Source organism: Paenibacillus marchantiophytorum (assembly GCF_014640555.1).
Taxonomy (GTDB): Bacteria; Bacillota; Bacilli; order Paenibacillales; family NBRC-103111; genus Paenibacillus_E; species Paenibacillus_E marchantiophytorum.
Map to the genome: position 1 here is coordinate 1 of NZ_BMHE01000040.1, position 12,668 is coordinate 12,668.

Genomic DNA, 12,668 nt, shown 5'->3' on the forward strand with positions numbered 1-12,668 from the left:
GTAGCCCCCGTCTCACCCGCTACTCCCGTCGCCCCCGTCACTCCCGCTACTCCCGTAGCTCCCGTCGCTCCCGTGGCACCCGTCGCTCCAGTTGCTCCCGTTACTCCCGTAGCTCCCGTCGCACCCGTCGCACCCGTCACTCCCGTTACTCCCGTCACTCCCGTAACTCCCGTTTCACCCGTCGCCCCAGTCGCCCCTGTCGCACCCATTGGCCCTGTTGGCCCAGTCACCCCTGTTTTTTTCGTTATACCATCACAACTTAAACCCCCTGAACAAGAACAATGACTAGTAGAGCAGCCGCACGATAACCTACTATATTTTGAAAAGCTCACAATGACTAGCCCCCCTCATCTAATCTGAATAGCTCCTATTCTCTTCTTGGATATCACTCCATACCTGCTTAAAGTAACTCTATTACTAGTAAATGAAAATTCCGTTCCCATTGCTTGTACGCTAGCCTTTTCTGAAAATTATATTTTTACAACGCTCTTCTCTTCCTCATCATTTCCATTACCATTTATCCAATCAGATTCCACAAAAACAATGCATGATTTCCATTGATACACCACACTTAAATCTTGTATTGACAGCACTCAACAAGCACTCTAATATATTATTTAGCCGACTAACTAAAAAAGGAGTTGCCTATCATGTCCCAACAACCTCAAAATGAACCCTTAACACACATGATGTCCCATTTGCTGAAAATGCACCGCCGAACCATTGATCAAATTATTCATTCCTATGATGTATATCCAGGGCAGCCTCCTCTTCTGCTAAGTTTATCCGTTGAAGACGGCCTAAGCCAAAGCGAGCTCGCTGCACGTATTCACAACAAACCCGCTACCCTAACGGTTATGGTGGATCGAATGGAGAAGACAGGGTTAGTAGAACGTCGACCAGATCCGCATGATCAGCGTGTCACACGCGTTTACTTGACCGATAAGGGACGTGAAGTAACCGTACATGTCAAAGAAGCCATTCAAGCCACGGATGAGCAAACGTTTGCCCATTTTCTGCCTGAAGAGCTGCTGCTATTTCGCCGACTTCTGCTTCAAATGCAGGATAATCTGCGCCTCAAAGATCCGCAAAATTAGTTAGCCGACAAACAAAAGAAAGGAACTCTTTCGATGTGGAAACTAAAATCATTTGTTAAACCTTACTGGCTGATCACCCTGATGGCTCCACTTTTGATGATTATGGAAGTCTGCATGGATCTGACGCAGCCTCGACTGATGGCAGCAATCGTGAATCAAGGAGTTAGCCAAGGAAATTTGGCATTCATATGGTCGACAGGTCTTCAGATGCTTGTCGTCGCCCTTGTTGGACTTGTAGGTGGAGTCGGCTGTACATATTTCACAGTCAAAGCGGCGCAAAACTTCGGCTCCGATCTCCGGCTAAGCATTTTCCAGAAAATCCAAACGTTCTCCTTCCGCCAACTGGATACGTTCTCGACAGGATCATTAATAACCCGCCTAACTGGCGATGTGATGCAAATGCTCAATTTACTGCAAATGCTGCTCCGTCAATTTACGAGGGAATTCTCTTTACTTATTGGCAGTATCCTAATGTGTATCGTCATTTCTCCCAAGCTGTCATCGATTCTGCTCCTTGTTGTTCCTGTTCAATTCGTCATTCTGTTTGTGCTGATGAGGCGTTCTACACCTCTGTTTCGCAAGATGCAGCAGCGCCTGGACAAAGTGAACACAGTGATGCAGGAAAGTACGACAGGTATTCGTGTCATCAAAGCTTTCGTTCGGGCAGCCTTCGAGCGAAGCCGTTTCTCCAAAGCAAACACTGCCTTGTTGGAATCCAGTCTTGGTTCAGCTAGAGCGCTCGCCACAAGCGGTCCTTTAATGACATTAATTTTGAATATCAGCATTGTCGCTGTAATCTGGTTCGGTGCCGGTCAGACGTGGCATGGGGAGATGGCCATAGGTGACTTGGCCGCATTCATCATCTATATCACGCAAGTTTTATTTTCTTTGGTCTCGATCAGCAATACGATTATGGTCATTTCACGTGCTCAAGTCTCGGCAGAGCGGATCTGTGAAGTACTAGAAACAGCACCGGAGATGAATGAACCTGTTCATGAACGAAATAAACTTAACCAGATCTCGGCGTCTGCTTCGCTAGGCTGTGAACTGGAATTTGAACATGTGTCTTTCGCTTACGAGGCTGTGCCGGACCAATTCGTCCTTCAAGACATCTCATTTAAAGCATTGCCTGGTCAAACCATTGGTATTTTGGGAGCGACGGGTTCTGGGAAATCAACACTCGTCAGTTTAATTCCTCGACTCTATGACACAACTAAGGGGCGGATTCTCCTAAATGGCATGGATGTGCATGATATGCCCGTTGAGCAGTTGCGCAGTCATATTGGCATCGTGCTTCAACAGTCGATTTTGTTTAGTGGGACGATTCGGGACAACATTCGATTCGGGAAGCCGAACGCATCTGAGGAGGAAGTTGAAACAGCCGCACAAGCAGCAGAAGCCGATGAATTTATTCGCAAGCTGCCTGAAGGTTATGAGGCAATGCTCGGACAACGCGGCGTCAATCTCTCCGGAGGGCAAAAACAACGTATCGCTATCGCACGAGCTTTGTTGATGCGTTCTCCACTTCTAGTGCTTGATGACAGTACCAGCGCTATTGACCTGGGTACTGAAAGGCGCATTCAGCGATCGCTCGAGCATTTAATGAATGGCAGCACAAGAATCATTATCGCTCAGCGCATCTCGTCGGTCATGCACGCTGATCAAATTCTTATTTTTGATGAAGGACGCATTGCAGCCCAAGGCACACATGACGAGCTCCTGGCATCAAGCCCGATCTACCAAGATATTTATCGTTCCCAACAGAGAAAGGAGACCGCCCTTCATGGCTAATAAACCTGCGCGTAAACCGCGCGCCAAGCATACAGGCGCTACCCTTCTCCGTATGTGGGGATATCTCCGGCATCAACGTGCTGGATTAGTCACCGTTGCTGTTCTCACGATTCTTGGCAGCGGCCTCGCTCTGCTCGGTCCGTATCTAATCGGCGTAGCCATCGACGATTACATACTCCCGAGAAATGCAGACGGACTAGTTCGTCTTTGCTTCCTGCTGCTTGGCAGTTATTTGATGATTGGAGCCGCTTCATGGGTTCAATCTTATATCATGGCTGGCGTATCTCAACGAACGGTTTGGGAGATGCGACAGGATCTTTTTCAACATTTGCACCAACTTCCAGTAAGCTACTTTGATCAGACCTCCCATGGGGAGCTAATGAGCCGTACAACCAATGACGTAGATAACGTCTCGACAACTCTCAGTCAGAATGTCACGCAAATCATTACCAGTATCATTACCATCGCAGGTTCTTTCGTGATGATGCTTGCTTTGAACATCTGGCTAACTCTGATATCCCTGATTACTGTCCCAATCGTCCTATTCACTACTAGGCAAATTACGAAACGCACACAGCGACTGTTCAAAGAGCAGCAGCAGCGGCTTGGTCAGCTCAACGGCTTAATCGAGGAAACCATTTCCGGGCAAAAGGTGGTCAAAACATTCCGCCGCGAAGCCGCTTCGGTTGAACAGCTCCACACGATTAATGAGCAGTTGCGCGTTGCTGGTACAGGTGCGCAGCAGCTTTCCGGCATGATGGGGCCAAGCATGAATATGATCAATCATTTCAGCTTCATCCTCTTGGCTGCGGTCGGTGGTTGGATGGTTCTGCAAGGCTGGACGATGGTCGGCGTTATTATCAGCTTTTTGAACTATTCCAAACAATTCAGCCGTCCGATCAATGATTTGGCGAATCAGTATAATATGATTCAAGCCGGCGTTGCCGGGGCGGAACGCGTATTTGAAGTCATGGATAACCCAACGGAATATGAAGCAGATTCTGGTGCGGCATTGTTAAGCGATGTGAAAGGTGAAGTCATTTTTCAGAACGTTTCGTTTCGCTACACCGATGAAGTGCCCATACTGAAGGAGATTTCCTTCACAGCTCAACCAGGCGATTTGATCGCTCTAGTCGGGCCGACTGGCGCCGGCAAAACGACGATCATCAATTTATTGACGCGCTTCTATGACATCAACACGGGAAGCATTACGATCGATGGCCGCGACATTCGCGACCTCAACAAAGACAGCCTCCGCAGCCGTCTGGGCATTGTGCTGCAGGATGTCTACCTGTTCTCGGATACCGTCCGAGAAAATATCCGTTTCGGCCGGCTCGACGCGACGGACAAAGAAGTCGAGGCCGCCGCGAAACTAGCCAACGCGGACGGGTTCATCGGCAGGCTGCCTAACGGCTATGACACGAAGTTGACCGCTGATGGCGGTAACCTTAGTCAAGGCCAGCGGCAGCTGTTAACGATCGCGCGGGCGATTCTCGCCGATCCCGCGATACTGGTTCTCGACGAAGCGACAAGCGCCGTCGATACGCGCACAGAACTGCACATCCAACAGGCGATGAGCCTGCTAATGAAAGGACGAACGAGCTTCGTCATCGCCCACCGCCTCAGCACAATACGCGAAGCTAGTGCGATTCTGGTCATCCGCGGCGGGGAAATTGTAGAGCGCGGCACCCATGATGAACTATTGGCTCAGCGAGGGCATTACTACGACTTATATGTCAATCAATTCAACCAGAAGACAAGCTAAACTTACAGGGACTTCTTCTGCAACAAGCATGACAAAACGGGCCATCTGGGATTTCCATGGTTGTGCTCGAAGTGGCATAAGTATGGGTTACAAGCATAAGAGGGCTGCCGCAGGGCAACCCTCTTTCGCAATTCAAATATCTGCTATTCCTGCGATTCAACAACTTTGCATACTTTCGAAGATGCTTTCTTTGGCAATCGGGACACGTAAGGGGAAAGTTACTTCAAGACAAGAAAGGAAACGACCGTTCCCAGACCAGGTTGACTATGAATTCGCAGCCCTTGCCCATACATTTGTTTCAAGCGTCGATCGACATTAAGAAGCCCAATGCCCTGTCTGCCATCCAGCTGTCGTTCGAAGATGCGTTGCACCGTTTCTTCATCCATGCCACTCCCGTTATCAGCAACAGTAATCTCTGCACGATCTTGTTGGTTTTTAATCCCAATAGTGATCTTGCCGCCTTTAGATCGGCTCATGATGCCATGCCTGACGGCATTTTCCACCAAGGGTTGGATCGACAAGGGCGGGATTTCAAGATTTAGATCTGCATCGATTTCCCAAACAACCTCTAGTCTGTGTTCGAATCGCTGCTTTTCAATGTATAAATAAGAGCGAACGAATTCAAGCTCACGATCAATCAATACGAGCCGATCAGAATTTTTAAAATCAAAGCTCGACCTCAAATAATTACTGAATTCGTTCAGAAGAAGGTGCATTTTGGACAGATCGATCTCACTAAGTGCAGCAATGGAATTCAACGAATTAAACAAGAAATGCGGCTTAATCTGCGCTTGCAGCCAGGCAGCTTCCATGAGCAGCCTTGCGTTCACAGAACGATTCAAATTAATGAGCGCATTCACTCGCGTCTTCAGTTCCGTTGCGTCCGCTGGTTTCGTCACGTAATCATTTGCCCCTGACTGGAAGCCAGCAGCAATATCTTCCGGTCTATTACGAGCTGTAAGCAGCAGAATCGGCAGCTCCGAAATTGAGAAACGTTCCCGAATTATTCGCGTTAATTCATAACCTGACATATGAGGCATCATGATATCAGTAATCACTAAATCCCAATCTCTAGTTTCCAATTGCGCCAAGGCTTCCTTGCCGCTAGTTACTGCAGCTATTTCGAACGATTCAGAATCGAGGATATGTCCTAGTATTTTTAAATTCAGCGTGTCATCATCTACCACCAATAGGGCAGGTTTTTCTTTGCGAACCGTAGCCACAGATTCAAACACCGGACTAACTGCTGCGCTTGCGGCGGCAGTTTCAGCATAAACCGGCGATTTAAATTCCGCCTTCGTCTGAACAGACAGGCTAGCAAGCGGCAGCGTGAATGTAAACTTTGAACCCTGACCAAGGAATGAAACGGCTTCAAGAGTTCCATCATGCAGTTCAACCAGTTGTCTACAAATACTCAGCCCAAGTCCAATGCCGCCACCTGGAGAAGCCGTTAGACTGGAATCACCCTGCTCGTAAGGCTCAAATATCCGCTGCCTCGTTTCCTCGTCCATCCCAATGCCGGTATCCTCCATGCTGATGTAAGCCTTCATATCCTGGACATATCCAGATATGGTAATGTCGCCATCATTCGTAAATTTGATCGCATTATGCAGAAGATTAAACAAAATTTGGATAAGCCGGTCCTCATCAGCCATAACAGGCGGAAAATTGTCAGCCAGGGTATTGTTCAATTGAATCGGTTTGCCTTCCAACATATAACGCAGCATGTCAATTACACCGGAAACAACTGTTTGCACCTGTAGACTTTTCACATGCAACCGCACATTGTCTTCTTTGAGAAGCGTTAAATCGATCAGATCATTCAGCATAAACGACATACGCCGACCTACGGTAAGAATCAATTCCAGATTTTTGACATTGTTCTCGCTCAGTGAATGTTTATCACTGTCTAGGACAATCTGCGTCATATTCAGCATACCGTGAAGCGGATTGCGCAATTCATGCGAAGTGTTCGCCAAGAAATCATCTTTCTGTTTATCAGCTCTTTGCAGCTCTTTGGACAATTTATCCGTTTGGGCATACGTATATATATACCTTTTAAACCAGTAAGACACGAATGCCAAAAAAGACACAACCAAATCAACAGGATAATAAAATATGTCCACCCATCCAGCATCTTTGACGATTCCCCATATAATATTGTTCGCGAGCGCCGTCGCACCGAGTACTAAAGCAACCGCATCGGTATCGCTCTTCATCGCCGTTCGCAGTGTAATGATGGGGACAATAAAATAGGAGAGTAACACAAAGCCTATAATTCCACCAAATGCTGGTTGGACATATTGAACCGGGGCTAGAAGTGTATAGACTGCAACTATGGCTCCAATGATGGAATACCAGCGAAATAGGGTCACATGCAAGTATTCGGTTAACAGCCTTTTCGTAAATTCAAGCATGAAAACGGCAGCGCCCAAAAACGTTAGTAATTGAATTTTCACAATCCAATCATAATGAAGCGGCAGCCAGACCAGCAACAACATATCGTCAGATACTAATACCCATAGGGCTGAGAAAATAATAGCTCCAGCGAAAAACAACAATACCCGTTGACGCACTCCCATTAAATACAAAATGAAAGCATACACGGCATGGAGCAAAAAGGTCGTACAAACCATCAACTGCAAGATGATAGCCAACCGTGTCTCATAACTTACAGCCTGCTGGGTGCCGAAAGTAATTGAAGAATGGATACCGCCAACATGTGCAGTTTCAAAATTCGAAGCTTGAATGATGATATCGATTTGGGCTCCATCTTCCATAAAAGCAGCAGAGTAAGGTACATTTCGAGCAATATAGTCCGTATCGTTTTGGCCAGGCTGCCCTGATTGTGCCAGCAGTTTCCCGTTCACATACAAGGTAAAAGCTGATGGAATATTCAACAATCGCATGCCATAAGTTTGACCTTCCCGAGGATCCACGAGGACGCGAAGATGATACGTTCCAAATCCATTAGATGATCGACCTTCCACAGACAGTGATTTCTTCCAGTCTCCAGGTACCTGAATGAACGCATCATCGATACCGGATGTGTCAGTATCCCGCTTTGCCTCTTTGATCAGTGCATTCGGATAGAACTCCCATTCTCCATCCAACTTAAGTGCATGTGTCTGCGTCAAGTCCATCCCCCGCAAATCCAGTTGACCTCGGATTGCATCAGGCTGTTGCGGTGGCATAAACACAAAAATCCAGACGATACGAACTGCGATCAGCAAGAACAGGAAAATACCAGTGTTTAGTAATAATTTTCGTTTAATTTGCATAATCGTTTGTATTTCGACAATAACTGCAAATATTCCTTTAGATGACACCAAAAAGAAAGAAGCTAAGCAGAACAAGCCGCTTAGCCCCTTTTTCATTATTACCAACGAATGACTCTGTCCCGGTATCAACATTAGTCACTTTTCGGACAGACTCTTTTTTGGAGTTTGACAAACAGCAGCTATCTGCTGCAAAAAACGCTCATGATTGAAAGCCGTATGCTCGTTCCAAGGTGATTCTAGACCCGTAAAGCCTGTAGTGAGATGCACTTGATTATTCTTCACTGCTTGTAATCCGCTCCACGCTGGCAATTTGGAAATACGCTTCCAGGTGGACTGAGAGATAGCATCCCTTGACACATTCACAATGAGGCGGTCTGCTTCGTAGTCTACCAATTCGCAAGCTTCAATGTCCTTGGTCCATTCTATCTGATCTAACTGATGCCCATAGGCAAGTTCGAGATCATCATACAAGACAGTGCCAGCGCGGCGTCCCCAAATGATCAAGCGCTCATAGTAGACCACGACCAACAGTACCTTATCATCTTGGATAGTTAACTTCAGGGATTCCCTCAAGCTTGCCGCTTTTTCATCATATTGCTTCAGCCATTTGGCAGCATCCTTCGTTCTGTTCACCATTTCTGCGATATGCAGCAGATGCTCGCGCCAGGTTTGATCCCAGGATAAGAAAAGCACAGGCGTTATTTGCCCCAGTCTCTCCTGCTCATCCACTTTGATCCAATCATCAATTCCCAGAATGAGGTCAGGCTTTGACTGCTGCAGCGCTTCACGATTGAACTCGTAGTGATGACTTAACGGTACCGTGACGTCAAACGAATATTTATTTCGATAATAATCGGTCCAATAATGATCCATCGGAGCCGCATAAGGTATAATTTGCAAAGCCAGCAGCTGACCGAAATTGACCCAACTGTAAGCAGCAATTCTCAATGTCCTGTTTTTCAAATAAACGGCTGGCGCGACGCCCATATGCTTCTTGAACAAATTACTAAAGTAAGTTTCATTCTTATATCCGATGCGATATGCAATTTCCCTGAGCGAAAGGTCCGGCTGATCTCTCATCAGTTGCTTCGCTTCATTCAGCCGCAGTTCAGTCACATATTCGATGACACCTTTACCGAATTTCTCTTTAAATAGACGCATGAAATGAAAGCGGCTCAGCCCAGCGGTCGCCGTCAATTGTTCAATCGTGATCTCTTCTGCGAAGTCACGTTCCAGAACCCACTTGGCATATTCAAGCGCCATAGCTGTTTTGTGTTCCTCATTTTTCAGCACAAGTCCCATGAATTCATAGAACCCCGCTTCACTGCTAAATCGATCCGCCAAGCTGCCATTGTGCCAATTCATCCAAATCAATCGACACAAAGGGAGAACGACAGAAGCATTCAAAAGAATAGCTTCGCCCTCCCCCGGAAAAGGATTTATGTGCAGCAGTTTCGTTGACTGCTTGTGTGACGATTGCGCCATCTCAATGGCCCTAAACCGCATGATAATCAGCCCTTGCTCTTCGGCATGCAGCCCCGCTTCAATCAACTGACCCGGCCTGCCAATGAAGACAGCACCGGGACGCAGCGGGAAATAATGGCCATTGACCACGAGACGTCCTTCACTTGTTTCGGATACGATAAACATGAGGGAATCGGATTCGATAAAATCCCGTTCCACAGGCCATTTCATTTGCTTGTCTGTCAAGCGATCAACGGAAATTAATTTGAACCATAGTTTGGAAAATTGATCCTCATAGTCTGTGTGGGCGATGGATTGTTCCTGTATCATAGTCCGAATTACTTCACCAGCGCCTTGAGAACATCATCGATAACCAATTTGTTCGCAATCGCGTTTTGATTGAACCAGTGACCGGAATCCACCTCATACGCATGCCCTTGTTTTACCGCAGGCAGTTGCTGCCATAGCGGGTTGTCCACAGGTGGCTTCGCTCGTCCTTTACCGGACAGCACGAAGATATAGTCCACATCGTCCAGTTGAGCCAACGCTTCCAAGGAATACGTCTCATAATCCCCTTTGAGCAATTTCGGCTGCTTGAAGCCAATACCTTGATACAGCAATTTGCCGCTGTAGAAATTAGCCCCGAACAACTTGAAGCCTTTTTCATTGGCTGATTGGAAGAGTACGGCTGATTTATCACCTACAACTGCACGGATTTTATCCTTCGATTCACTTAATTGTTGATCGTATTTCTTAAGCGCTTGTTCCGCTTCGCTCGTTTTGCCAAGCACTTCACCAAGCTTCGTCAAACTACCGCGCCAATCATTCTCATCATTGGATAACACATAAGTAGGAGCCACTTTGGAAAACTCCTCGTAGGTACCATTTTTCATATAGTTGGGAGAAACTAGTATAATTAAATCGGGATTATGGCTCAAAGCTTGCTCCGGTTTCAATCCACCTGTCATGTCCAGAATGGGTACACCTTTCAAAACATTTTGCAAATATTGCTGCGGTTCACCCGCTGCCGACCATTGCGCTGCTGGTTTCACGCCAATCGCTGTTAATGAATCTTCCAAGAATGGTGCAATAACATTTTTCGGCTGCGCTGGAATTTTCACTTCATGCCCCATTGCATCCTTCAGTGTACGTTCTTTCGGTGTAACAGCCGCAGTCGCTTGCGCAGTTGGCTGCGCGGAAGCAGTAGCTGTTCCCCCTTGTTTGGTATCGTTTCCGGCTCCACAGCCAGCAAGAATGACCGTTGTTAACATACACACGGTGGTTAGACCTACCCATTTGCTTGATCGTTTCATTTCTATTTCCCCTTAGATGATACTGATAATCATTATCGATATTAGGAGTATATAGGAAACAACTCTTTTTGTGAATACTTAATAATGCTGACTTTTCTTGCAATCACAGCACAATCGTGCAAGAATCCTGCTTTCGTCCCTCAAAACTGGATACAAATATTCCTGAAAAAAGAACCTTTATCCAAGTAATGCAAAGCTTCTAGCGCTTCATCGAAATCGCTCCTTCTCTGGAGGGTATAGACATACATTCCGATATCTCGCTATCGATTTGCGGATACAGCAAAGTGCTTGAGATCATCTCGAATAAATGGACGGCCTTAGTCATCTATGCGATGGAAGATGGCCCCATCCGTTATGGTGATATGAATAGACGAATTGATAGAATTTCCATGAAAATGCTAACACAGACGCTCCGCCGATTGTTGATTACTGCCTAACACCATTAGGCGAATCGTTGCTTCAGCCTTTGAGACAGTTGAAGGAATGGACAACGATGCATTATTCCCAAGTTGAAGCAGCGAGATCGACTTACGATCAGAATGTTCACAATGAAAATGAATAAACAAGAAGAACCTAGCTGCGTCTAGGTCACGAAGTCAATCCACCTTGAGGCAAACCCCAAGCCCTCCTTATGAACTCAATAGCCTTTATTCGGCCAAAATCGCTCATTCTGAAAATCTAACGAATTCCAGATGTGCTATTTCTAGCAAACGACCACCTTTTCCCCCTAAAATCTGCTCAGTAGCGCCAACTCAGTTCATTAAATCTCCTAAGTAGCCATTTTCTCGTCTATAAGCATCGTACAGTTCATTAGATGCCCTTTGAGACCGAAACCGCGTAGCAAAGGAGGCTGCGAGGGACGCCAAAAAGGGGCAAGCTTCGCTCACCCCAAACCCAAAAACATATGCTTAAGAAAAACGGTTTTGCCGCCCCTTTAATTAGTGGCAAAACCTATTGAGGGAACTGTGGGACGCTATTTCGGCAAATAGCAGGGATGCGAGGGTCATAGCGGAACTACAGGGTCTTATTTCCACGAAAAGCGCTGAATTTCCCTTGAAAAAGCAAAATAGTGTACTCTAGTTCCCTCACCCTAACAATAATGCCACTTTTTGCTAAAATAGCGTACTGTAGTTCCCTCCCTCTCCGCGCGAGGCAGCTGGAGCAACTCTGCGTTCACTTAAAAACATATAAATTCTATGTTAAAAAAAGCACAACACGACCTTTACCTTAAAGGTGCGATGTTATGCTTTTTTTTACAAACTTGCCAAGGGCATTGTCTGAGCGACCCAATGTGAGGGTACATCCCTCGTATCATCCAAATAAAGGGTACGCATATAGTGGGACACGTCGTTGACATGATCTTTAATTAATACTTCTTTGATATCAGAAGGCTTGGTTGGAACTAAGTTATTGTCTATCGTTTGGAATTGGCCAAGCGGCAGAAACATCGCTGGACTTTTCCTATATGTGCAGCTTTTTGGAAATCGCGGCGAGCTTCCGGAATCATACTTGGACAGCATAACTCTTGCGAAGTATGCGGTTAACAACGAAGAAGCATCAAATTCGAGGACCGCAAAGCCTTGCTCAGGTTCTCTTCTGGCATACGTCTCCACCATTTTCCGGCAATCCTTAGCCGTAGGCCAGAAGAAGACATGTTGATCTAAACATGCACGGAATTGTTCCAATGTGCTGGCAGGATCTATCATCGCTTCGGAAATCCTTAAATGGGCATTGACTGTCACTTGATAATTTTGATAGCGGACTTGCTTTGCCGTTGTTCTCCGTTCCCCTGCAAACTCAGGATATAAAGCATAACTGGACAATAACTTATCCAAATGAGCAATAGCTGGCAAATTGGTCGTTCTCGTGAAGTGAAATAGCGATTTCCTGCTGTTAGCTTTCGTAATTGCCGATATGATCGTGCTTGACACGGTTTCACTCCTACTAGTCTTTTTCG

The 12,668-nt window shown here is 46.3% G+C and carries 7 protein-coding genes and 1 pseudogene; 4 read left to right on the forward strand and 4 right to left on the reverse strand.

The genetic code is table 11. The features are described from left to right. The first annotated feature begins 650 nt into the window (after positions 1-650). Genes IEY34_RS26940 through IEY34_RS26950 form a run of 3 tightly spaced genes read left to right on the forward strand, consistent with a single transcriptional unit; the run spans position 651 to position 4,653 of the window. Positions 651-1,097 (forward strand): MarR family winged helix-turn-helix transcriptional regulator, encoded by a 447-nt coding sequence (locus IEY34_RS26940; RefSeq protein WP_189017689.1) that lies wholly within the window; start codon positions 651-653, stop codon positions 1,095-1,097. A gap of 33 nt (positions 1,098-1,130) precedes the next feature. After that, on the forward strand, positions 1,131-2,888 hold the full coding sequence (locus tag IEY34_RS26945) for an ABC transporter ATP-binding protein (RefSeq protein ID WP_189017692.1): 1,758 nt from the start codon (positions 1,131-1,133) through the stop codon (positions 2,886-2,888). Then, positions 2,881-4,653, forward strand: a complete 1,773-nt coding sequence (locus IEY34_RS26950; protein WP_189017695.1) for an ABC transporter ATP-binding protein — start codon at positions 2,881-2,883, stop codon at positions 4,651-4,653. The genes IEY34_RS26945 and IEY34_RS26950 overlap by 8 nt, the downstream gene beginning before the upstream one ends. Positions 4,654-4,871: 218 nt before the next feature. Here the strand turns inward: IEY34_RS26950 and IEY34_RS26955 are convergent, their stop codons facing one another. Genes IEY34_RS26955 through IEY34_RS26965 form a run of 3 tightly spaced genes read right to left on the reverse strand, consistent with a single transcriptional unit; the run spans position 4,872 to position 10,711 of the window. After that, a complete protein-coding gene (locus tag IEY34_RS26955) occupies positions 4,872-8,030 on the reverse strand; it encodes a hybrid sensor histidine kinase/response regulator (RefSeq protein WP_229757864.1) in 3,159 nt (1,052 codons plus the stop codon). Positions 8,031-8,069: 39 nt separating this feature from the next. Beyond that, positions 8,070-9,728: an AraC family transcriptional regulator gene (locus IEY34_RS26960; RefSeq protein ID WP_189017698.1), complete on the reverse strand. Its 1,659-nt coding sequence runs from the start codon at positions 9,726-9,728 to the stop codon at positions 8,070-8,072. Between the two features lie 8 nt (positions 9,729-9,736). Beyond that, entirely contained in the window at positions 9,737-10,711 is a 975-nt protein-coding gene (locus IEY34_RS26965; protein WP_189017701.1) for an ABC transporter substrate-binding protein, read from the reverse strand. A 332-nt stretch (positions 10,712-11,043) separates the two neighbouring features. On the opposite strand from IEY34_RS26965, the pseudogene IEY34_RS37930 reads away from it, so the two are divergent. After that, positions 11,044-11,273, forward strand: a pseudogene (locus tag IEY34_RS37930) (winged helix-turn-helix transcriptional regulator). 691 nt (positions 11,274-11,964) lie between these two features. Here IEY34_RS37930 and IEY34_RS26975 read toward each other — a convergent pair. Beyond that, entirely contained in the window at positions 11,965-12,642 is a 678-nt protein-coding gene (locus IEY34_RS26975) for a DUF7002 family protein (protein ID WP_189017704.1), read from the reverse strand. Positions 12,643-12,668: the final 26 nt, after the last annotated feature.

Bases quoted from the DNA above. Each gene is read 5' to 3' on its own strand.
- IEY34_RS26960 (WP_189017698.1), bottom strand. From the start codon at position 9,728: ATGATACAGGAACAATCCATCGCCCACACAGACTATGAGGATCAATTT.
- IEY34_RS26950 (WP_189017695.1), top strand. From the start codon at position 2,881: ATGGCTAATAAACCTGCGCGTAAACCGCGCGCCAAGCATACAGGCGCT.
- IEY34_RS26965 (WP_189017701.1), bottom strand. From the start codon at position 10,711: ATGAAACGATCAAGCAAATGGGTAGGTCTAACCACCGTGTGTATGTTA.
- IEY34_RS26945 (WP_189017692.1), top strand. From the start codon at position 1,131: ATGTGGAAACTAAAATCATTTGTTAAACCTTACTGGCTGATCACCCTG.
- IEY34_RS26955 (WP_229757864.1), bottom strand. From the start codon at position 8,030: ATGAAAAAGGGGCTAAGCGGCTTGTTCTGCTTAGCTTCTTTCTTTTTG.
- IEY34_RS26940 (WP_189017689.1), top strand. From the start codon at position 651: ATGTCCCAACAACCTCAAAATGAACCCTTAACACACATGATGTCCCAT.